Source organism: Streptomyces sp. 5-10 (assembly GCF_014712245.1).
GTDB classification, from domain to species: domain Bacteria; phylum Actinomycetota; class Actinomycetes; order Streptomycetales; family Streptomycetaceae; genus Streptomyces; species Streptomyces violaceusniger.
This window is the reverse complement of sequence record NZ_JACVYG010000030.1, coordinates 91087-113067: the sequence shown is the minus strand read 5'-3', so window position 1 is coordinate 113067 and position 21981 is coordinate 91087. Positions and strand designations below refer to the sequence as shown.

19 protein-coding genes are annotated in these 21981 nt (G+C 68.4%); 11 read left to right on the top strand and 8 right to left on the bottom strand.

Features of this window, described 5'->3' with window-relative positions; all coding sequences use genetic code 11:
* The first annotated feature begins 382 nt into the window (after positions 1-382).
* Positions 383-904: a pyridoxamine 5'-phosphate oxidase family protein gene (locus tag IEJ02_RS28940; protein ID WP_191067517.1), complete on the top strand. Its 522-nt coding sequence runs from the start codon at positions 383-385 to the stop codon at positions 902-904.
* 489 nt (positions 905-1393) lie between these two features.
* Here the strand turns inward: IEJ02_RS28940 and IEJ02_RS28935 are convergent, their stop codons facing one another.
* Together IEJ02_RS28935 and IEJ02_RS28930 are read right to left on the bottom strand one after the other, a co-directional pair.
* Complete coding sequence (locus IEJ02_RS28935) at positions 1394-1819, bottom strand: hypothetical protein (RefSeq protein ID WP_191067516.1); 426 nt, start codon at positions 1817-1819, stop codon at positions 1394-1396.
* A gap of 335 nt (positions 1820-2154) precedes the next feature.
* On the bottom strand, positions 2155-4029 hold the full coding sequence (locus IEJ02_RS28930; protein ID WP_191067515.1) for a translocation/assembly module TamB domain-containing protein: 1875 nt from the start codon (positions 4027-4029) through the stop codon (positions 2155-2157).
* A gap of 621 nt (positions 4030-4650) precedes the next feature.
* On the opposite strand from IEJ02_RS28930, the gene IEJ02_RS28925 reads away from it, so the two are divergent.
* The 6 genes from IEJ02_RS28925 (at position 4651) to serA (ending at position 13638) form a co-directional block, all read left to right on the top strand.
* A complete protein-coding gene (locus IEJ02_RS28925; protein WP_191067514.1) occupies positions 4651-6132 on the top strand; it encodes an ATP-dependent nuclease in 1482 nt (493 codons plus the stop codon).
* 3 nt (positions 6133-6135) lie between these two features.
* Positions 6136-6933, top strand: a complete 798-nt coding sequence (locus IEJ02_RS28920) for a UvrD-helicase domain-containing protein (protein WP_191067513.1) — start codon at positions 6136-6138, stop codon at positions 6931-6933.
* Between the two features lie 543 nt (positions 6934-7476).
* Positions 7477-7926, top strand: a complete 450-nt coding sequence (locus IEJ02_RS28915) for a protein kinase family protein (RefSeq protein ID WP_498067114.1) — start codon at positions 7477-7479, stop codon at positions 7924-7926.
* A 1522-nt stretch (positions 7927-9448) separates the two neighbouring features.
* A complete protein-coding gene (locus IEJ02_RS28910) occupies positions 9449-10594 on the top strand; it encodes a PLP-dependent cysteine synthase family protein (protein WP_191067512.1) in 1146 nt (381 codons plus the stop codon).
* Positions 10594-11919, top strand: coding sequence for an MFS transporter (locus IEJ02_RS28905; protein WP_191067511.1), 1326 nt, complete (start codon positions 10594-10596; stop codon positions 11917-11919). Before IEJ02_RS28910 ends, IEJ02_RS28905 begins: the two co-directional genes overlap by 1 nt.
* Positions 11920-12048: 129 nt before the next feature.
* On the top strand, positions 12049-13638 hold the full coding sequence (gene serA, locus IEJ02_RS28900) for a phosphoglycerate dehydrogenase (protein ID WP_191067510.1): 1590 nt from the start codon (positions 12049-12051) through the stop codon (positions 13636-13638).
* Positions 13639-13768: 130 nt separating this feature from the next.
* Here the strand turns inward: serA and IEJ02_RS28895 are convergent, their stop codons facing one another.
* The 4 genes from IEJ02_RS28895 to IEJ02_RS28880 form a co-directional block, all read right to left on the bottom strand.
* Complete coding sequence (locus tag IEJ02_RS28895) at positions 13769-14299, bottom strand: M23 family metallopeptidase (protein WP_191067509.1); 531 nt, start codon at positions 14297-14299, stop codon at positions 13769-13771.
* A gap of 284 nt (positions 14300-14583) precedes the next feature.
* Positions 14584-15450: a F510_1955 family glycosylhydrolase gene (locus IEJ02_RS28890; RefSeq protein ID WP_191067508.1), complete on the bottom strand. Its 867-nt coding sequence runs from the start codon at positions 15448-15450 to the stop codon at positions 14584-14586.
* Positions 15451-15583: 133 nt separating this feature from the next.
* The gene (locus IEJ02_RS28885) at positions 15584-16294 is read right to left on the bottom strand and encodes a DUF305 domain-containing protein (RefSeq protein ID WP_191067507.1); all 711 of its coding nucleotides are present in this window, start codon (positions 16292-16294) and stop codon (positions 15584-15586) included.
* An 86-nt stretch (positions 16295-16380) separates the two neighbouring features.
* Complete coding sequence (locus IEJ02_RS28880; RefSeq protein WP_191067506.1) at positions 16381-16833, bottom strand: DUF6153 family protein; 453 nt, start codon at positions 16831-16833, stop codon at positions 16381-16383.
* 159 nt (positions 16834-16992) lie between these two features.
* Here IEJ02_RS28880 and IEJ02_RS28875 point away from each other — a divergent pair, with 159 nt between their 5' ends.
* Genes IEJ02_RS28875 through IEJ02_RS28865 form a run of 3 tightly spaced genes read left to right on the top strand, consistent with a single transcriptional unit; the run spans position 16993 to position 18780 of the window.
* On the top strand, positions 16993-17523 hold the full coding sequence (locus IEJ02_RS28875; RefSeq protein WP_223864581.1) for a hypothetical protein: 531 nt from the start codon (positions 16993-16995) through the stop codon (positions 17521-17523).
* Positions 17507-17875, top strand: a complete 369-nt coding sequence (locus tag IEJ02_RS28870; RefSeq protein ID WP_037963138.1) for a BlaI/MecI/CopY family transcriptional regulator — start codon at positions 17507-17509, stop codon at positions 17873-17875. Before IEJ02_RS28875 ends, IEJ02_RS28870 begins: the two co-directional genes overlap by 17 nt.
* On the top strand, positions 17872-18780 hold the full coding sequence (locus IEJ02_RS28865; protein ID WP_191067504.1) for a M56 family metallopeptidase: 909 nt from the start codon (positions 17872-17874) through the stop codon (positions 18778-18780). Before IEJ02_RS28870 ends, IEJ02_RS28865 begins: the two co-directional genes overlap by 4 nt.
* 302 nt (positions 18781-19082) lie before the next feature.
* Here the strand turns inward: IEJ02_RS28865 and IEJ02_RS28860 are convergent, their stop codons facing one another.
* A complete protein-coding gene (locus IEJ02_RS28860) occupies positions 19083-19874 on the bottom strand; it encodes a DUF5134 domain-containing protein (RefSeq protein WP_317985942.1) in 792 nt (263 codons plus the stop codon).
* Between the two features lie 660 nt (positions 19875-20534).
* Between IEJ02_RS28860 and IEJ02_RS28855 the strand changes: the two genes are divergently transcribed.
* The gene (locus IEJ02_RS28855) at positions 20535-21290 is read left to right on the top strand and encodes a hypothetical protein (protein ID WP_191067502.1); all 756 of its coding nucleotides are present in this window, start codon (positions 20535-20537) and stop codon (positions 21288-21290) included.
* 58 nt (positions 21291-21348) lie between these two features.
* Here IEJ02_RS28855 and IEJ02_RS28850 read toward each other — a convergent pair whose 3' ends face one another.
* Positions 21349-21546: a hypothetical protein gene (locus tag IEJ02_RS28850; RefSeq protein WP_191067501.1), complete on the bottom strand. Its 198-nt coding sequence runs from the start codon at positions 21544-21546 to the stop codon at positions 21349-21351.
* Positions 21547-21981 lie beyond the last annotated feature (435 nt).

The window sequence follows — 21981 nt, the reverse complement described above, 5'->3', positions numbered from 1 at the left end:
GTGACGGGCCGGGAGGCGCTCGGGGCTTCAAGATCAACCCATTGCCCCTTTGACCCGTATCTCGGCCATACCCCAACAACCGCTCCCAAGCCGGTTGCCACTAACCCGATCACTGCGATGGCGAGAGGAATTACGAAATCCGTCACGGCGGCACGTCATGGCTGCTCAATCAGTTCAAGGGAACACCGCGTCGTGCGGCCTGACAGCAGGACCAACGGCATCACAGCTCGTCAATCAACCGCGAACACATGAACATGTCCCGGCGTTCGTCCCCCACCTGTTGCCATCCACGCAGCACCGAGCGCAACCCGCGCGGAGCAACCTCACCGCTGCTTCATCAACGACGACAGAGGGTGTCGGGTTTACGGCCGACGATGGACGTATGCGCGAAACCCCAGAAGAACTCAACAAGCTCCAGTCCCTCCTCGACTCCTCCCTCTCCGGCTCGACCGCACACCTCCGCTCGATCGTCGAGGGCCGCACCATCACGGCGGCGCAGCTCACCGGGGTCCTCACCGGCATGTGCACGCTCGCCCTCTCCACGGTGACCACAAAGGGCGAACCGCGGATCAGCGGCGCCGACGGGCACTTCCTGCACGGCCGGTGGCACTTCGGCACGGCGCGCAACGCCGCCAAGGCCCGTCATCTCGCGGCCCGTCCGGCCGCCAGCGTCGCGCACATGCGCGGCGAGGACCTCGGCGTGTTCACCCACGGCACGGTGGAGGAGCTGAACCCCGAGGACGCCGAGACCACGGCCGACTGGCAGGAACTCCTCGCCTACTTGAAGGACTTATACGGCGACGACGACGCCTTCGACTGGAACCGCGAGGTCGTCTACTACCGGCTGAACCCGCACTGGATGACCGTCTACGCCCCCGACCTCGACAAGCTCACCGGCACGTGACGCCGGGCCCGTCGACGAGGGCCTGCACCTGCGCGTACGTGGGTGCGGGGCCGGTCGACGGCGCGCCGTCGCCTACCGCCAGCGCCGTGGCGACGGCCTCGCCCAGCGCCCGCCGGTACAGCAGCGACCCGAGGCTGCCCCGCCCCCCAAGCTCTCAACTCCTTCCCCAAGCTCTCAACTCCGCTTCGCTGCGTTCGAGCAGGGGGCCGCTCGGCGTCTTGCCGGTCCAGAGGCCCAGGAACGGCAAGGTCGTGAGATGGCCCCGAACCCACGGAAGCAACTCCGCAGAGCACGACGACGGACCCTTGAGTTCCCACCGAGAACCCTTCAGTTTGCGTGAACTTACGGGACTCGCCGGGGTTGAGGAACATCCATGTCAGATCATGCGCTAAGCGCTCGCGGCCTCGATTGCTCGCAACGGCGGTTGGCCGACTGGGTTCGCCCCAGCCCTCTCCCCGATACCTGGTGCCGTCTGCGGCGCTGGCTCCGTTACTCCGGCGGCAGGTCTACCCGTGCCGGGTCAAGGATCTTGACAATGCGAGTCGACGCAGACGGGCCCTTCCGCTTCGGCTGGCGGTGGTAGCCGCGCACCAGGACCAGGTCTTCCCCCAGCAGACGCTCATTCAGCCCCCTGGGGGCGAACGTGGAGATTTCCTGCCCGGGGGCACCGAAGGTGATGCCGGGCAGGCTCTTCCGCCGGTAGGGGTGGTTATCGACGCGGTGTCGCTGCCGCAGGCCGGTGTGGGCACTGACGATGACGCCCCTCCACTCGCTGGTGTAGGGACCCCCGACTGAGGAGCTGTGCAGCTTGAGCACTATGCCGCGAAGTTGCCCGGGACGCTGATCGCGCACGCGCTGCCGTTCACGCTGGTTCGAAAAACGCCTTTTGAGGATCTTGTTCTGCCGCGCGGTCATACTGCTTCCCCTCCCGGTCGGTGTGTGCCGGATCGACGCAATCTGACATTTGCAACCGCATCCGCCCGCCGCAGCCACCCCTCGGACACGCCTTTGAGAAGGGCTTCGCGTTGTCCCGGAAGCAGACCTGCGGGACGACCCCGGACGCGCGTCCGGGGTCCTGGAGCTCTGGCCGCCGCCAGTACCAAGCGCAAGGCGGACGAAGCGGAATCGACCACCAGCTGGCGCTGCCCTCCTCACCCGCCTCGTCCGGGACACCTGCCGGCTGGCTGTCCACCGCATGACAGCCGTCCCGCCGGACCGTGGTCTGCGGGACGGCCGTCATGCGGTGACGGTCATGTACGGGTTGCCCCTGGGTGGACTTCCCCGTGGACGCGCAAGGTGGCCGCGATCGTCACTCGTTCGTCATTCATCTTGATCAGCCAGTCCTTCTCGCCGCGGACCGTCATCAGCCCGTTGGCATTCAGATGATCTGCGAACCAGGACGGCGCCCCGACGTGAAGGTTGCGCGCGATCGACACCCTGTCGTCACTGGCCTTCATGATCGAGTCGCCCCCGCTGCTGACCTCCAGCCCCCCGTTGGCGTTCAGCAGCCCCGAGAACGTGGACTGCCCGCCGACGTTGAGGTCGCCGCCGACAGCGGCCCTCCCCGCAGCGTGCAGCTCCCCTCCGGTGTCCACCCTGCCGTTGACGGAGAGGTTGCCCCCGGCGACGACGTTCCCGGCGGCGTTCACCTCGCTCTCGGCGTCCAGCTTGCCGTGGACGATCAGCCGCGGTGGGCCGTCCTGCGTCTCCAGGACGTTGTCGACGGTCAGCCCGCCCTGGAGGGTGAGGCGGTCCTTGACCAGCGCCCGGCGGGTGTCCAGGTCGTTCAGGTCAGCCTTGTCAGCGGTGACGGTTCCCCACTGCCGGCTGCCCGTGCCCTGGAAGACGTTCAGCCCCGCGGGCGGGAACTCGATCCACCCGGCGCTGCCGCCGCGGCCCTGCACCCACGCGGTGGTGACGCCGTTGACATCCGTCCGGTCCGCTTCGAGGGTTCCCCACTCTCGTTTCCCGTCCTTGTAGACCTGCACGCCGGTCTGGGGGAAGGCGATCCACCCGTCGTTGGTGTTGCGGCCCTGCACCCAGGCGGTGTTGACGCCGTTCACGTCCGCCTTGTCGGCCGTGACGGTGCCCAGGTTGCTTCCCGTGCCTTGGCCCACCTTGATCCCGGTGGACGGGAACTGGATCCACCCGTCGCCGCTGCCGCGGCCCCGCACCGTCGCGGTGGTCACGACGCTGGTGATGTCGGCCTTGTCGGCCGCGATGGTGCCGGGTGTGCCGGCGTTGTTGTTGATCTGTGCACCTTGTGCGGTGAAGGTGATCTGTCCCTTGGCCGTGGTGCCCTCCACCCACGGGGTGTGGAGTCCGTTGGTGGCGGTGACACTGTCGAACTCAGGGTCGCTCAGGTGGACGGTGGTGGTGAGGGTGTGCTCCGGCCGCTGCTGCCGCGGTGCCGAGGTGGCGGTCAGGGTGTAGGTGGCGTCCCGCTTGGGCACCTCGCCCGCTGCCGGCGACCACGTCCAGCCGGTCGGGGTCTTCTTCGGCGCGGCCTTCGAGAGGCGGCCGTCCGGCCCGTAGATCCGGTAGGTGAAGGCGGGGGATCCCTCCCACTGCAGGACGACCTGGTTGCCCGCGGCCACCAGAGACTGCTTCGGACGGAAGTTGCGCGGCGCGCTGGGAGCCTGCTTCAGCAGGCTCAGCATCACGTGGGAAGTCTCCTGATTGGGCGCCTTTTGCACGGTCTCTTTCACATGCAGCAGGACCGGCCCCGGCTTGTCGGAGACCTTGAAATCCTCCAGCGCCAGAATTACGGCCCCGCCTCTCTTGAAGGGCGTGCTGCCCTGCGAGGGCGCCGAAGGGAACAGCGGGGGCGCAGGCTGGGGCGACAACGTGCAGCAACCTGCCGTGGGATCCCAGTTGACCAGCGGCTCTTCGTTCGACGTCCTCGTTGTATCCGGCAGGATCCGCGCCTTGATCGCCGTCGGATCGGGCGTCAGGGACTCTGCCTGTTGCCCGAAGGGCACCGTCACCTCGATGGAAGTCCAGCACACCGGATTGTCCTGCGGGTTGGAGACGACGATGTAGACCGTCCCCTTGGACACGCCGCCCGCCTCCGACACCTGGAGCGGAGCCGGGTCGGTGAGGATGCTGTACTCAAAAAGAGTCACCGCTGAAACCCCCCTGGTTTCTGCTGTGCGCGCCCGCCCTCGCGGGCCAGACTTCGTATGGTCTGTGCCGCAGCCTCGCCGGACAACCTCGGAGCCCCGATGCACCAGAATCGGCGTGAACCAGACCTGCCCTGACTGAAACAGGAGGTTACGGACGGCCCGGCCGCGAGATCGCCAGGACAGGCCGGCCGCGAGCCCCCGTCGCCCGCCTGCTCGAAGAACCAACGCGGGTGACGCCCTCGCAAGATCGCTGCCGTTTGCGGCCGGTGACACGGTTCTTACCGGCACCCTCGAGCCGCGGTCGCAGGATGTAGAACAGGTCGGCGCGGCGAGGGTCGAACCAGGCCAGGGCCCGGGTCAGTGGGTTGAGGTCGGCGTCGACGAGAACACCGTCCTCCCCGATCCCGGCCGCGCAGGCGGCCGCCACAGCATGGCGCTTTCCACGTCGGAGCAGACGGCCGCGCGGGTACCTTCAAGATCACATGCGGTTTCAAGGACCTGACGACGGAAGAGCAAGCGGTCTTCCTGGAACTGCTCACCACGGACGACGACGGCAGCGTCGCACTCTACGTCACCGTCAAAGCGGAGCTGATGGACCCGCTGCGACCCCACCGCGTCTCGGTGACCACACGCACCGGCCGCGACGGGCAGGGGCCGGCCCTGGACGGTGCCGCCCGCGAACTGCTGAAGGCCACCTACCTGCGCCCCTTGAGAGACGCCGAGGCCGAACTGCGCTCCGGCCGGGGATCACGGCTGTCACAGATCCTCGCCGGCTACCCAGCCATGCGCACACAAGGCGAGGACGACTTCGACGAGGAGACCGACAGCGCCACCACCCTGGTCGGCATCCTTCGCCGCGCGGAACGCCACATCGGCAACAACACGGCCGTGGCCGCGGCCCGGGACGACATCAACACCGGCTATCTGCAGAAGTTCTCCATCGGATCCGACGTCCTGCGCGGCGAGATCGGCGTCGCCGGAGACGCCACGCTCGCACGAGCGCTGGAGCGACTGGAACTTACGCTGTTCGCGGGTACGGGGCAGTGGACCAGACACGGCCTGGGCTACAACAACGCCTTGTTCATGGCGGCCGAACTGCTCCTGCTCGGCAAAAGCTCCTTCGCGCCCCTGCTGCTGATCGAGGAACCCGAAGCCCACCTCCACCCGCAGCTTCAGACCCGCATCATGGACCTCCTGCGGGAACGCGCCGAGGCTGCCAAGACGACCGGGGCGCCGCCGGTCCAGGTCATCCTCACCACCCACAGTCCGAACCTGGCCTCGGCCATCCCGGTCGAACACCTCACGCTCGTCGCCCGCGGATCCACCTTCCGCCTAGCTCCAGTACTGACCTGTCTCGACGAGGGCGACTACGCCTTTCTCACTCGCTTCCTTGACGTGACCAAGGCCAACCTGTTCTTCGCCCGCAGCGTGGCCATTGTCGAGGGTGACGCCGAGGCCATTGTTTTGCCCGCCCTTGCGCTGGCGGTCGGCCGGTCGTTCAGTGAATGCGGCGTCAGCGTCGTCGACGTCGGCGGCGTGGGCCTCTTCCGCTACAGCCGGATCTTCCAGCGCGAGGGTGAGCAGATCCCGGTCGCGGTGGCCTGTATCCGGGACCGGGATCTGGTGCCCGCCGGAACCTCGGCAGAGATGCGCAAGCAGCTCAAGTCCTCGGCGGAGATGACGCCTCAGGAGATCGACGCCCACGTTGCCGCGCTGAAGGAAAAGGACAGCGGTCACGTGCGCACCTTCGTCTCCTACCACTGGACGCTGGAGTACGATCTGGCCGCAGCCTCCTGGACCATGGCGACCCTCATGCACCAGGCCGTCCGTGCCGCTGTCGCCTCCAAGTCCACCTGGCCCACCGCGGACAGGCTCGCCGACTTGGACCGAATGGCGCAGGAGGAGGTCAGCAAGTGGCGAGAGAACAACGTGTCCCTGGAAAAGGCGGCCTTGGACATTTATGAGCCGCTGCGCATGGGCCGGGCCAACAAACCGATCGCCGCTCAACACGCGGCCCGGCTCCTGCAAACCACACCCGTGACCGAGGACGATCTGCCGCCCTACCTCGTGGCCGCCTTCATGTATCTGTGCAGCGAGGTCTGAGCGATGACAAGCCTGTATGCGCCCGACGTCTTCATCAAGGACAAGGTCGAGCAACTCGCCCAGCAGCTCGGCCTCGAGCTGCCGCACAAGGAACAGTGGGACTTCATCCAGAGTGCGGAGTCCCTGGACCTGCAAGCGGCTCCCGGCTCGGGCAAGACCAGCCTGATCGGGCTCAAGCTCGCCCTGCTGGGCCAGGGATGGGCCTCGCCTACGCGCGGGATCTGCGTCCTGTCCCACACCAACACGGCCAAGGACGAGATCAGCAGCCGCCTCGCCGTCACACCGGAGGGGCGCCGCCTGCTGCAGTACCCGCACTTCATCGGCACGATCCAGTCCTTCGCCAACACCTTCTTCGCCCTGCCCGCTCTCCGAGCTCGCGGCATCGAAGTCCAGGCCGTTGACGACGACGTCTACGCGGCCGCGTCCCTACGGCTGCTGGAACGCCACCCCGGCTTCCGCACGCTGAAGACCGCCCTCGGTCACCGCCGCAACGGCTCCGCGCTCGTAGCCGAGGCCCGCTACGTGTGCGACGCCGGGCCGACGAGCACGCCGCCCTCGTGGACGCGGACACAGTCGCCGCCTGATGGGATTCCCTACGCTGCCGCGCTGAGAGTGGTGCGAAGCGCTCCCAAGGACTGGGGCTTCCTCCCGGTCGTGACCATCCCCGTGCACGGGAGGTCTCGGCCGCGCCTCTCGGAGGAGGTGGCGCATGGGCGCCCCTGCCGCTGCTCGTGGGGAAGCCGCGGTCGGCCCTCCATCCTCGTACCCGGTTCCACCCATCACCTGAAAGGGATTCCATGATGGCGAGAACGCCGCGCGGTGCGATTCCGACTGCGGACGGCCGTACGGACAGGCGGAGTAATCTCCGGCCGGTGATGTGAGACAGGGCCGCTCCTCGGCACATGCTGAGGGGCGGTTCGCTCTTCTAGAGAGGATCAGATTTCGTGGCCGAAGCAGCGTCGTACGAGATCCCCGCCAGCGTCTTAGAGACGCTGGTGGCTTCAGGAAGGCGGCTCGTACTCGACCGGCGCGGGTCGACTGTTTGGGAGGTCGAGACGCAGCAGGGCCGGTATGCCGTGAAGCTTGGCTATCCAATCAAAGCAACAAGCGAATGGGAGGCCCAGGAATGGACGGCCCTGGCCCCCGCCCGCGAGGGTGCGATCTTGCAGCAGCTCGACAGGGGCAACGTCAGCTACGGCGAATGGGGAACACGGCACCTGGAACGTCCAGCCCTGGCACCTGGGCGACAGCCTGTACGACCTGTGGCAGCCACACCGCGCCGAAGGGGCCTCATCAGAGCCCGACCTAGGTGAAGCGCTGTCGTGCGCGGAAGCCGTAGCCGCGTTGCACGCGACAGGGTGGGCGCACGGGGACATCCAACCCGCGCATCTGATCATCAGCGATGCGGGAACGGCGCTCATTGATCTCGCGCTGGCCCAGGGCGGAGACATCCCCACCGCCTACGACTTCAGCTATCGGGGCTGTCTCGTCCACTACGAGAGCCCCGAGATCTCCCGGAGCGTCTTGGAGACCGGCACGGCCACCCCGACCATGACAGCCGACGTCTACGCCCTTGGTGCCTCACTCTTCATCAGCGCGACCGGACTGCGCCACGTCGCGTACCCCGACGACGCCAGCCGCAAGGATCAGCGGCAAGCCATCGTGGACGGACCGCACCGCCCGGTGAACGTGCCCGGAGTGCTCGGCAAGCTCATCGAAGCCATGCTCAGCCCCGACCCGGCCGACCGGCCCACGAGTGCCGAAGTCTGTAAGGAACTGAGCAGCGGGCGCTGAGCCCCCTTGATCGCCCCGCCCATCCGGTCTACCCCCGGGACGGATGGGCGGGGCTCGCTGCTGTTCAGGCAGGGTTGGTCACGTGACCAACGCATGACCAACAGCCGGCCAGGAACGGGCAGAAACAGCAGGTGAGCACGAGACCCGAAGCATCGGCCTGACCCATTGCGTGAAATGTGTGTACAGATGTTAACGCGGTGTTTCCGGGGGAAGTTTGCGTGGCGCCACCGGGCAATGGTTACGATCACGGCATGGTTACGGCTTGGTTGCGCTCCGGCATGCTGCGGCCCCGCTCCGCGGGGCCGTTGCGTCTGCTGTGGCTGGCCGTGCTGGTGCTCGGCGTCCTGGTCACGCACGGCGCGAGCGCTGAGAGCGCCCAGGGGCACGCAACGGTCGGTGCGACCGCGCCCATACACGGGTCCGCCGTGACGCAGGAAGGTCACACGAGCGGGGCCGGAGGAGGCGGTGCTGTCGCGAGCGCGTCGCCCGACGCTGCGGCGGCCGACGGCCAGCACGAGGGCGACGGCCCGCCCCACCCGGCTGAAGGCTGCGTCTCCGGCCAGCCCCAGCAAGACCTGTATCTGGCCGCTCCAAGTCTGTCCACACGGGACCGTGTGCCAATGACGCGCCCGTTTGCATGGGGGAAGCCCGACCCCTTCCGGTCGAAGTCGACCGTTCCTTCGTTGACGGATTCGAGAGTCTCCGTGGTGCAGCAGGTCTAGATTCCGGCGTACCCGACTGGCCGCCGCTCCCCTGAGAGATGACAGCCCGCCCCGCGGTACGGGCCGGCCAGGTGCGGTCAGTTCCCGGCTCCCTGGACGCCCGTGGCCACGCTTCCTCGTGTTGGTCGGGCCGCTCCTCGGCGCCTGGCTGCTCGGATGCCTGCTGATCCCGATCCGCCGCTCCCTCCCCACGCCGTGGGAGCGGCGGCCGCTGCCCGGAGGAACCGTGCCGTTACACCCCCTTTGCCACGCTCACACCAGCCGCCCGGCTACCAGGGCTCGGCTGCTGGTCGTCGTCCTCGGAGTCTTGCTGCTGTGGGCGTTCGGTTGTTCTGCCCCGCACGCTGACGACGGCCACACGCAGGGCCGGGCTTCGGCCTCGGTCTCGGCCGATCTCCCCCCGCTCGCGTCGGCAGACACCGAGCGTGCGATGCCCCACGGACCGCATCCACACTCCGGTGCGCATTGCGCGCCGTACGCGGTCAGCCAAGTGCCTCCGCAGGCCCGGCAGTTGTTCACCGACACCGCGGCCCCGGGCATCCTCGCCGGAGTGGCGGCGGGAGTGACTGCCGCCGTGGCCGGCCAGCAGTGGGTCGCTCGACACGGAGGAAGCAGACCCCGGATACGGCGCTCAGGCCGCTCCACTCTCGCCGTCGTCTGCCGGTGGCGGATCTAGACGGGCCTTCGCGGCCATCGACACCGGCCGCGCGTGCTGCCACCAGGTACCGAGGCGGATGCCTCTTCCTGGGCCGGACGGCGCGCCCGACGAAACCCCGTCACACCACCGATGAGAGCGGAAGATGAACCCGCAGACCACAACCGAGATCACACTTCCCGCCCGCTCGGCCCTGTCCGGGCTCGTGGGCGACACCCCGGTTCTCCGGATCTCCGATCCCCTCACCCCCGCTGACCGGGGGTTCTGGGCGAAGCTGGAGGGTTTCAACCCCGGCGGGATCAAGGACCGGCCCGGCCTGTACATGGTCGAGCGGGCCCGCGCCCGTGGTGATCTGCGCCCCGGCGCCAGGATCATCGAATCCACCAGCGGCACCCTCGGCCTGGGATTGGCCCTGGCCGGCATGGTCTACGGCCACCCCGTCACCCTGGTCACCGACCCGGGTCTGGAGCGGTCCATGACCCAGCTGCTGACCACCTACGGAGCTCAGGTCGACGTCGTCTCCGAACCCCACCCCACCGGCGGCTGGCAGCAGGCGCGGCGCGAGCGAGTGGTTCAGCTCATGGCGCAGCACCCCGGCTCGTGGTGCCCCGACCAGTACAACAATCCCGACAACACCACCGCCTACACCCCGCTCGCGCTGGAGCTGGCATCCGCCCTGGGCCACATCGACGTGCTGGTGTGCAGCGTGGGTACCGGCGGCCACTCCGCCGGCGTCTCCCGGGTGTTGCAGGCCCTGTATCCGGAGCTGAAGCTCGTCGGCGTCGACACGATCGGTTCGACCATCTTCGGGCAGCCGGCCCGCACCCGGCTGATGCGCGGCCTGGGTTCGAGCATCTACCCCCGCAATGTCGCCTACGACAATTTCAGCGAGGTGCACTGGGTGGCGCCGGCCGAGGCGGTGTGGACCTGCCGCCGACTCGCCGCCTCCCACTACGCCACCGGCGGCTGGAGCGTAGGCGCGGTCGCCCTGGTGGCGGGCTGGCTGGCCCGCACCCTGCCCGCGGACACGAAGATCGCGGCGATCTTCCCCGACGGCCCGCAACGCTATCTCGGCACGGTCTACGACGACGACTACTGCGCCGCACACGGTCTGCTCGACTCCCCGCCGCCCGCCGAACCGGAGATGATCGGCCGCCTGGACGAGAAGGAAGTCAGCCGCTGGACCCGGTGTACCACCGTGGTCGACCCGCTCACCCTGTCCCGCCCGGCGCAGGAGCACGGCGCCGCAGAGCTCCCTGAGTTCGACACCCAGGAGGAGGGAGACCGGTGATGGACCGGCAGTCACGTTCTGGGGGGACCCTGGCGCAGATGCGCTCCTACCCGCGCAGCGTCCAGTTGTTGATGGTGAACCAGTTCTCCATCAACCTCGGCTTCTACATGCTGATGCCGTACTTGGCCGCGCACCTGTCCGGCACGGTCGGGCTGGCCGGCTGGGCCGTCGGACTCGTGCTCGGCATACGCAACTTCAGCCAGCAGGGGATGTTCCTGGTCGGCGGAACCCTGGCCGACCGGCTCGGCTACAAGCCTCTGATCATCGCCGGGCTGATGCTGCGCATCGTCGGCTTCGCGACCCTCGGACTGGTGGAGGCGCTGCCCGCGCTGCTCGCCGCATCCGCGGCGACCGGGCTGGCGGGCGCCCTGTTCAACCCGGCGGTGAGGGCCTATCTGGCGGCGGACGCCGGGGAGCGCAGGGTCGAAGCGTTCGGGCTGTTCAACATCTTCTACCAGGCCGGCATCCTGCTCGGCCCACTGGTCGGCATGGTGCTCACCGGTGTCGACTTCCGCGTCGCCTGCCTGGTGTCGGCCGGGATCTTCGCGCTGCTGAGCATCGTGCAGCTCCGCAGTCTGCCCGCCCGCCGGGCAAGCGACGCACCGACCGCCAAGGGAAGCGGCCGGCAGGACGGCGTGCTGTCCCAGTGGCGCACCATCGTGGCCAACCGGCCGTTCCTGCTGTTCTCGGTCGCCATGATCGGCTTCTACGTCATGCAGTTCCAGGTCTATCTCGCCCTGCCGCTGGAAGTGCGGCGCCTGGGCGGCGACGGAACGTCCGGGACAGCGGCGGTGGCGATGCTCTTCGCTGTCTCGGGCTTGAGCACGATCCTCTTCCAGACCAAGGTGACCGCGTGGTGCAAGGCCCGCATGGAGCCGGGCCGGGCCCTTGCCTGGGGCCTGCTCACCATGGGCGTGGCGTTCGTGCCCCTGCTGGTACCGACGGCCGTGCCCGCGCCGGAGGGCGGAGTGGGGCTGTGGCTGCTCGCGGCCGTGCCGCCCGCGCTCTCAGCTCTGCTCCTGGCGGTGGGGACGATGATCGCCTACCCGTTCGAGATGGACACCATCGTCCGGCTCTCCGGTGACCGCCTGGTCGCCACCCACTACGGGCTCTACAACACCATCTGCGGCGTCGGCATCACGCTCGGGAACCTGCTGACCGGGGCCTCCCTGGACGCCGCCCGCGCGGCCGGCGTCTCCGCGCTCCCGTGGATCGCGTTCTGCGCGCTCGGCCTGGCCTGTGCCGCCGCCCTGTACGGACTGCACCGCACCGGCCGCCTCGCGCCGCCGGTACGCGAGACACGGCCTGAGTCGGTGTCCGCCTGACTCATGGTCCTGCGGGAGGGGGGACGAGCTTTCCTTCGTCCTCCCTCCCGGCCATGCGTCGAAGTCGCCGCCGTATGCGGCCGCCGGGGCGGCCGTTCCTCAACGAACCAGTAGGGATGGAAATCCACCGTGAGCTCGAAACCTGTCGTACTCCTGGCTGAAAAGCTGTCGCCCGCCACTGTCGGCGCCCTGGGCCCGGACTTCGAGATCCGGCTCTGCAATGGCGCCGATCGGGCCGAACTCCTCCCCGCGATCGCGGATGTCGACGCGATCCTGGTGCGAAGCGCGACCAAGGTCGACGCGGAGGCCATCGCCGCCGCCAAGAAGCTGAAGGTCGTCGCCCGCGCCGGGGTCGGCCTCGACAATGTCGACGTCTCCGCCGCCACCAAGGCCGGCGTCATGGTCGTCAACGCCCCGACCTCCAACATCGTCACCGCCGCCGAGCTGGCCTGCGGCCTGCTCCTCGCCACCGCGCGGAACATTCCGCAGGCCAATACGGCACTGAAGAACGGCGAGTGGAAGCGCAGCAAGTACACCGGCGTCGAACTGAGCCAGAAGACCCTCGGCGTGGTCGGCCTCGGCCGCATCGGCGTGCTGGTCGCCCAGCGGATGTCCGCCTTCGACATGAAGGTCGTCGCCTACGACCCGTACGTGCAGCCCGCGCGCGCCGCGCAACTGGGCGTCACGCTCCTCTCGCTCGATGAACTGCTGGAGGTCTCCGACTTCATCACGGTCCACCTTCCGAAGACGCCCGAGACCGTCGGCCTGATCGGCGACGAGGCACTGCACAAGGTCAAGCCGGAGGTGCGGATCGTCAACGCCGCGCGCGGCGGGATCGTCGACGAGCAGGCGCTGGCCAGCGCGCTCAAGGAGGGCCGCGTCGCCGCCGCGGGACTGGACGTCTTCGCCCAGGAGCCGTGCACCGACTCCCCGCTCTTCGAGTTCGACAACGTCGTGGCCACCCCACACCTGGGCGCCTCGACCGATGAGGCCCAGGAGAAGGCGGGCCTCGCCGTCGCCACGTCGGTGCGGCTGGCGCTCGCGGGAGAGCTGGTCCCGGATGCGGTCAACGTCGAAGGCGGCGTCATCGCCGCGGACGTTCGCCCCTTCGTGCCGCTCGCCGCGAACCTCGGCCGGATCTTCACCGCCCTGGCCGGGGAGGTCGCGGTCCGGATCGATGTCGAGGTGTACGGCGACATCACCCGGCACAACGTCAAGGTGCTGGAACTCTCCGCGCTCAAGGGCGTCTTCGAGAACGTCGTCGACCAGGCGGTTTCCTACGTCAACGCACCACTGCTCGCACAGGAACGCAGGGTCGACGTGCGCCACACCACCAGCTCGACGTCCCCCGACCACCACCATATGGTGACCGTCCGCTCCACCCTGAACAGCGGTGAGCAGGTCGCGGTCTCCGGCACCCTGACCGGCCCCAGGAACATCCAGAAGATCGTGTCGGTGGGTCGGCACACCATCGACCTCGCGGTCAGCGACCACATGATCTTCCTGCGGTACAAGGACCGGCCCGGCATCGTCGGCACCGTCGGCCACGTACTCGGCGAGTCGGGCCTGAACATCGCCGGCATGCAGGTCTCCCGGTCCGCGCCGGGCGGTGAGACGCTCGCCGTCCTGAACGTCGACAGCAATGTTCCCGCCGACGTACTCAACGAAATCGCCCAGGAGACCAACGCCACCTTCGCCCGCTCGGTCACCCTCGGCTGACCCCATATCAAGTTCGTAGAACCCGGGCCGCTCACCGCTTCGGCGGTGGGCGGCCCGAGGCCGCAGGCTCTAGCGTGGCGGGTGCGGGAAATGCGGGGCGGGCACCGCAGGGTGTCCGCCCCCATCACTGTTACGTGGGGTCCAGGCCGTGGCTGCGAAGCCAGGCCAAAGGGTCTATCGCGTCGCCGCCGCCGGGGTGCACTTCAAGATGCAAGTGCGGCCCCGACGAGTTGCCTGAGCTTCCGGCGTAGGCGATGACCTCTCGCGCCTTCACGTGGCCGGTCCGGACTTTATGCTGGCTGGACCACATGGAGCCAGCTGCTCCGAACAGTTCGCCGACTCCTCGCTGTGCAACGGGAAGAGCGAACTTTGGGCGCAGTGCCTCCTTACGTGCCGCTTCCGCCTTTCTGTGTGCGGCTTCGGCCGCCTTGCGCCTCTGCTCCTGCAGTTGACGTCGCTTGAGGTCGATACGTTGCTGCGTACGGCTGGCGCGATCGGCGAAGTCATCCGCGCCACGTGTCACACCGGCGAGCTGCGCGTCGAGCTTGCCGTTGGCGGTCGATGGCGCGATCGCCGGTGCGGTGTCCGGGGCGGCTTGTGTGGCCTTCTCGTCCTGGTCGTCGACGCTGATGGAGACGGCTGCCGCCCCTGTGATGGCCATAACGACAGCGGACGGAACGGCGACGGTCAGGAGCGCGGATCGCCGGGCGGACGCACGACGGTTACGGGCGTCGGCACGGCTCGGTCCGGGTGAGGTTGATCCTCACGTCCTCGGTAGCGTCCTGGGGGTGCGCTACCTGACCGGTCCCGGCCGGGGACCAGCCCCCCGACGGCTGTCGCTCGTTAACCACTGGCTTCTCTTCTGTCTTGGGGGGCCTGGGCGCGGTTTGGGGACCGGTCGTCGGAACGTCGTCGGCGCGGCCGACATGGCGTTTCGCGGAGGGGTCAGTGGCCGCCGCTCGATTCGACGGCGAGGCGCTTGGCGAAGGTCTTGCCACCGTCCTTCGACTCGTAGACGCCGCTCCGCGTCGCGGCCAGGACGTGCCGGGCGCCGACGGCGGTGAGCGCCTGGGGCTGTCCGCCGGGGACGGTGGCGAGCTTCTTCCATGTCGCACCGCCGTCGGTACTGCGGCTCAGCCCGCCGGAGGTGTCGATGCCGTAGAGGGCGGTCTTGGCCTTCCAGGAGAGGAAGGCCATCACCGGCTGCTTGCCCTCGGCGAAGGTCTTGCCGCCGTCCGTACTGCGGGCGACTCCTTCCGCGGTGGTGGCGAGCACGAGGTCGGCGTCATCCGGGTTGACCGCGATGTCGAGCGCCTGGAACGTGGCTCCGTCCTTCCAGGTGGTGCCGTCCTTGCTGGTGCGGAGCAGGCCGCCTGTGGAGTCGTAGCCGTAGACGGTGCCGTGTGCGTAGTCCAGGGCGTGGAAGTCGGACTTCCCTGAGAGGGAGAGCGACCTCCAGCTCCTGCCTGCGTCGGTGCTCTTGATCAGTCCCTTGTTGCCGGGACCGTCCGCTCCGGAGGCGGGGTGGCCGCTGGCGTAAAAGGTCTTGCCCTGGGCCACCGTGAAGCCCATGAAGTCGTCCTTGCTGTCGCCCACCAGTTGGGGATCGCCCTTGGGGCCGGGGGTGTAGATGCCTTCGTGGGTCGCGACGTACAGGCGCTGGTCGGACGGGTCCAGCCCGAGTCCGTGGATGTGGCTGACAGTCGTGACGGCATCGGACGAGTCCGTGTCGCCGTCTCCACTGGAGCAGGCGGCCAGTGTGAGGCCGAGGGCGACGGCGGTGGCTGCCTGGACGGCGCGGTGCGTCTTCATGGGTCCTCGTTGCATCGTCGGGGCGGGCCGGGACATGACCCGGCGCGGCCCGAGTAAGGAGTGTGGGGGCGGTGACCGCCCCGGGCTCACCGGAGTGACCGGCCGAGCCCGGAACGGTCAGCGTGTGATCGGATCAGAGCTTGTCGAGCATGCCCTGGAGCTGCTTGACCTCGGCGGTCTGGGTCTTCACCACATCCTCGGCGAGCTTCTTCGCCGTGGCGTTCTTACCGTTCTTCTGCTCGTCCTTGGCCATGTCGATCGCCCCGTTGTGGTGGCCGATCATCATCTGCGCGAACTTCTTGTCGAAGTCCGCGCCCTTGGCGGCCTTCAGCTCCTTCATGTCCTTGTCGGACATCATCCCGGGCATGCCCGAGTCGTCGGAGCTGCCGGAGCCGTGATCCATACCGGGCATGCCGCTGTCGGAGCCGTGGTCCATGCCGGGCATGCTGCTGCCGGACTCGGGCTTGCCCCATGCCTTGAGCCAGGACTTCATCTTCTTGATCTCGGGATCCTGAGCCTTCTCGATGTTCCCGGCGAGGGTCTTGATCTTGGCGTCCTCCGCCTGCTCGTCGGCGAGCTTGGACATCTCGACGGCCTGCTCGTGGTGGGGGATCATCATCTGCGCGAATGTCACGTCCGCGTCGTTGAACGTGCCCGGTGCGGGGTTCTCCCCGGTGGTCGCGCTCGCCGAGGCGGAGTTCTTGCTCTTGCTCCCGTGGTCCATGCCGCTCATGTCGTCGTCGTTGCCACAGGCGGCGAGGACCAGGCCTGCGGCGGCGACGGTGCTGACGAGAGCGATGCGGCGGACACGCGGACGCAGCGTGCTGCGCTTGATGGCGGTCATGTCGAAAACCTCGTGTTGTCTGTTCTGCGGAAAGCCTGTCGAACGGGGTACGCGGGCAGCGCGAGCCGCCCGCGGTGGCGTTCGGCCTAGATCCGCAGGACTGACAGTTGAGCGAGGTCAGGTGGTCTGGGCGGAGGCGGATTGGGGCGCAGGACCGCCACGGCGCCGTCGCGAAGCCGTGCCAGCCAGTCCGTCCCGCGGCTCAGAACCGCCCGGAGAAGACTGGCGAGAATCCACGTGCCGAGCACGGCCACGCACAGCGAGGCCATGTCCATCCCCGTGGCCGGGGAGTGGGAGGACGTCTTGCCGTCCTGATGCGAGTCCGACGTGTGCGAGGAGACGACAACGCCCTGCGGCGAGGACATGCCGCCGCCTGGGTGGGCGGTCGTGGCCGATGCGTGAGCCGCTCCCATGCTCGTGTCGGCGGCGCTGTCGGGATGGCCCATCGAGTGCATCACGAAAATGCCCATCGCGAGCACGACGACGAGCAGGAGGTGCCCGAGGGCGCCTCCCGTTCGTGCGCATCGGCTCACATGCACGTCGTGGCTCCATCCGTGGTCGCTTCGCCGTCCGACACTACCGAAGCGGACCGGATCATGCTGTGCGGGTCGGGCACTGAGGTGACCTACTAAGCTGTTTGGCAGTAATGGTAACGGCAGAGGGGCGGGCGCATGCGTACGTGGACGCCATATCAGTGGATGGCGGCGGTGGCTGTGGCCCTTGTCGCCGGAGCCGCGATCGGTGTGCCGACCGGAGTCGTACCCACGCCCTTCTACACCCGGATGACCCCGGTGCTGTGGTGGAACTATCCGGTCTGGGTGGCGTCATCGCTGCTCATGGGGCTGCTGGTGGCGACGTACGCGCATGGGCCTCAGACCGCGCGGGCCGAGGGACCGCGAGGGCGCCGGGCGCTGCTCGCGGGCGTGCTGTCCGCGTTCGCCGTCGGCTGCCCGATCTGCAACAAGCTGGTGGTGCTGGCCCTCGGAATGAGCGGAGCCCTCTCGTACTGGGCCCCCGCACAGCCAGTCCTGGCCATGGCCTCGCTGGCACTGCTCGCACACGCCCTGGTACGGCGTCTGCGTACGGCCGCCGCTTGCCCCGCACCGGCCGCGCCTTCTCGCCAAGGCCCCGCAGGGCTCCAGGACTCCGCCCACTACGATGAGCGGTCACTGGTGCCGGAGGCTTCGCATTCCGGGGGCGAAGGGAGCGAACGTGCGTCAGCTGGGTGAACTCGAGGCGGAGATCATGCACCGCCTGTGGGCCTGGGGGCGGCCGGCGACCGCGCGCGACGTACTGGTGGACCTCAGCAAGAAGCGGCCCATCGCCTACAGCACGGTGAAGACCGTGGCCGACATTCTGCACAGCAAGGGCATGCTGAAGCGGCACAAGGAGGGGCGGGCCTGGGTGTACGAGCCCACGTGTACCCGGCAGCAGTACACGGCGTCGCAGATGCAGGAGGCGCTGGGCGGCAACCCGGATCCGGTCGGAACTCTGGTCAGTTTCATCGAACAGATCACGCCGGAAGAGGCGGACGCCCTACGCTCGGCTCTCCGAGCGGCCAAAAAACGGAGCGACGCGTGATCACAGCTGTGGCACTGGCCGGATACGCGGCCCTGGTGGGCGCCGCGATGCCGCCTCTGCTGTCACGGGCGCGGTGGCCCCACCGCGCTCCGGCCATAGCGATCCTCGCATGGCAGGGACTCATGGTGACGTTCGTCGTCGCCACCGCGCTCACGGTGTACCACCTGGTCCTGGCCGAGCATCATGTACATGAGGGCCTCCTCGGTCTGCTCAGCGTCTGCGGCTTGGCCGGCGACGCCCCGGTAAGCGAGTCCGCGCCCACCCTCGGGGACACCCTGGCGCTCGGCGCCCCCGCCGTGATCGTGCTGCTGCCTCTGGGCTGGTTCGCGCTCTGCACCTGGCGGGCCCGCCGAGCGCGGCAGCGTCACCTCGACATGCTCGCCCTGATCGGTGAGCCGGCCCCCGGATACGACGCCACAGTCGTGGACCATGACGCACCCGCCGTGTACTGCCTTCCCGGGCGTCGGCGTCGTGTCGTCATCACCCGGGGGGCCCTCGACGTCCTGTCTGACGCGCAGATGCGTGCCGTGCTGGAACATGAAAGCGCGCACATCGAGGGCAGGCACCACCTTCTCCATCTGCTCGTGGACGCGTTCTCCCGCGCCTTCCCCGGCCTGCCGCTCGCCGGGCACGCCAAGGAGCAGATCGCGCTGCTGGTGGAGATGATCGCGGATGACAGAGCCCTGCGAAGCCACTCCAGGGACGCACTGGCGACCGCCATGTGCGAGGTAGCCGCGGGACAGGCGCCGCGGGGAGCCCTGGGCGTCGGCGGGCCGGGTGCCCTCATCCGGCTGCGCCGCATCCTCACACCGCAACCCCGGCCGCACCGTGTGACGTGGCTGGGTGTCGTGGCGGCCAGCGCGGCGGCTCCGCTGCTGCCCCTGCTCGTGGCCTGCGGCCCCTGACCACACCACACCAGCCCCCGCCCCGACTCCTGTCCCACACACCTCCCGGGAGCCCCGGCCCGCCTTCCTGCCTGCGCCAGGGGCGCCGCCCGAGCAGAGGCTCCCGGTGAGCGAGGTGCTGCCGACAGCATACTGCTATGCCGCTTAGCGCATAGCGACGGGGGCGAGAGGGTGGCGGGAGGACGCCGGAGTGCCGGAGGCGCGGTACGGAGCTTGGAGCACCACGCCGTGCGCCGAACGCCGAACGCGCGCCGCTCGCCGGGGCCGGCTTCCGGGATGTACGCGCACAGGAATCGGCCCCGTCAGACGACCATCATCAAGAGCATCGCGGACATGGTTCCACCCATGCCGATGTGCGCTGCCAGCGCCGCGTCCGGTGCGGCGCCGAGCTTGCGACGGCGGCCCTGGCCTGCCCGCTCGCCGGTCCGGGTCCTGTCCCATGCGGAGATCGTCAAGGACACCAGGAAGACGATCACCGTGTCCGGCATGGAGAGCAGCCAGCGCCCCCAGTTGCGGCCCCGGCCGCCCTCCCGGCTTGCGGCCATGCCCCCCTCGCCGGTACCCCGGACCCGGGCCCACACGGATGCGCCGATCGACAGCAGGAAGTAGACAGCCAGCGACGCGACCGCGAAGCGCCACACGGGAGTCGACCCCATGGCTCCCCCGTCATCGGTGGCGGCAGTGGACATGCCCGGCATGTCCATTCCAGGCATGGATCCCATGCCGTCCATGTGGCTCATGTCGGCCGCGTTCTCCATGTTTTCCATCCCCGGCATGTGCGCCATCGAGGAGCCGCCCAGCGCGAGAACCGGACCGGACGACGTGCTGGTCATGGCGAGCGTCATGATCACCATGCCGACGCTGCCGACAACGAGGTGCACCCAGTGGCGGCCGTCTTTCCAGCCGCACTCGCGGGTGTGCTTGACCGCCAAGGCGACGCCACCGAGTCCGAGCAGGGCGAACACCGCTGCCCACCACATGCCGTAGCTCGCGTACCAGGCGACAGTGGCGGGCAGGGCCATAGCGGCCATGCACAGACCCATCAGCAGCTCACCCACCGCTGCGAACCGGGTTTCACCGTTGGTGGTCGCCACCCGTACCGCGCTGACGGCGGCTACGAGGACGGACGCCACCGCCACGGACCAACTGAGGGTCATAGTTCCCATGTTCACCTTCCTGATCGCCCGAACCCCACAGCCGGGTGCGGTCGTGTGCCGACTCTCCGTGCGGCGCGCTCGCCCACTGTGGGCCGTGAACTGCTATGACGCTTAGTACGTTTCGGTGGGGATCGGTGTTCACGGGGAAGGAATGCTTTCGCGCTGCGGCCCCTCCGGCCGGCTCAGGGGCGTCAGCTCGGCTCCTGAGGCGGCGACCGGAAACCGGTATCGCGGACCTGCCGGAGCCAACGCACTCGCCTGCTGGGCGGCAGGACCGTCGAGGCAGCCCGTGTCAACTGACAGCGGCGGGAGCGCGATCCGAGCAAGGGCAGGAGCAGGCGCTCGTCTGCTATGCGTCTTCGTTGATCAAGTCGTCTGCGAAGGGCTCCCCGCAGGGTCGTTGATCAGTGGCGCCACCGTCCCGTAAGCCGTGACGGACGCTGCCCGGGTGGACTTCATGCGGCCGCTTGTCCCGCCCCGCGGAGAGCCCGGAACCTCCGCGTATGCTGACGCTGCGCAGCAGGCGATCGGAAGTCCGCGCGAGGCGAACGACGCCCCGGACAGCAGGAGGCAACGCCCTTGAGGCGTGATCCCAGAATGGGACGCACCGCGCCGTGGGCCAAGGCCCTCGGTGCGGTGTGCGTCCTCGCACTCGTCGGCATCATCAGCGTGTACATCGGGCAGAAAAGGACGGCCCACCACAACAAGCAGGCGGCCATAAAGGCGTCCACCGACCTGGCCCATGCATTCGGCCGCGCCATCCGGCAGAGTGGAAACACACCGTTCCCCTCGTCCGCCCACGTTCACTTCACGCTGTGGCAGGTCTCGCGGACCGCGAACCTGGACTCCTACACGGTCCACGACACCGTAGCCGAGGTGGTGGCCACCTTCACCTCTCCCTATGACGACGGCAACCCGATCGCCGGAGGACGCGGGCAGGTCACTCGCTGCTACTCCTACACCGTCACCCGCATGCGGGCCCTGGGTGCCTCGGTAACGACGCGCTCGCTCAAGGCTTGCCCCCAGAGGCCAGACCTCAGAGAGCAGGAACGGGACACCGTCTACCGGACGGCTTTCAAGGCCCGGGAACAGTTGGTGAGCGATGCCGGTGGAGGAGAGTTGACGTCCAGCGAGATAGCACACGCCGTTGGCCCCCACGCCCTGGTCGAACGGCATCGGCGGAGTGTCAGTATCACGCAAAGGTTCACCAACACCCCGCTGGGCGACGCCCCTCACCTCGCGACATGCCTGCGATTCGACGTAAGCCTGGCCCCGGGCCGACCGGGGGTGGTGTCGTCTCACGACGTGTCGGAGGCAGCTTGCCCTCCGCCGCACAGCCGCCAAGGCAAATGACTTCCGTCCCGCACCATGACGACGGCAATCCGCCGGTTCACCCGGGGAGGGTGATCGCTCAACGAAGCCCCTCCCGTCGGGTCAAAAAAATCGTGAAGTCCTCCGGGACGGTGGCGAACCGGTCGGCGACGGATGACGGGGCGGTGAGCCGGGTTCCGTTCTCCAGGGTGATGACCACGGTGTCCGCCTCGTGCCGCCAGCCGGTGACACCCGGAACGGGCTCGCGCGAGAAGGCTCCCCGGAGTCGGCCGAGCACCGTCGCCCGCGCACCCGGGAGGTGAACGGTGAACGGCGCGGTAATAACCGGGGGAATTCTCGGAGAGGGGCTTCTTTCCGTGAAGGGCCGCGCATACGCATTCCGCGGTTTTCCCGTGCTGTCATCGACATTACGGGAGGCGGAGTAAATACCGGTCCAGCGCACACGCAGCGGCGAAGCAAGAACCATCAAGCGTTTGACTCGATCTGCCCGATCGCAGCGGAAGACCGGAGACCCGGCGAGGGCTGTGTCAGGGCTGCTGACACCGACGACGGCCGTTCGCCGTCCGCTGGGTGAGTAAACGAACCAGCGGTAGGCGTTGAAGATTCTTATCAGAGTCCTAACTCCACGCTGTCACAACGCTGGATATGCGCTGTAGCGCCCGGTTCTAAGGTTTTGGCGTCAACAGACACCGAACTGCGGCGGTCCGCTCGC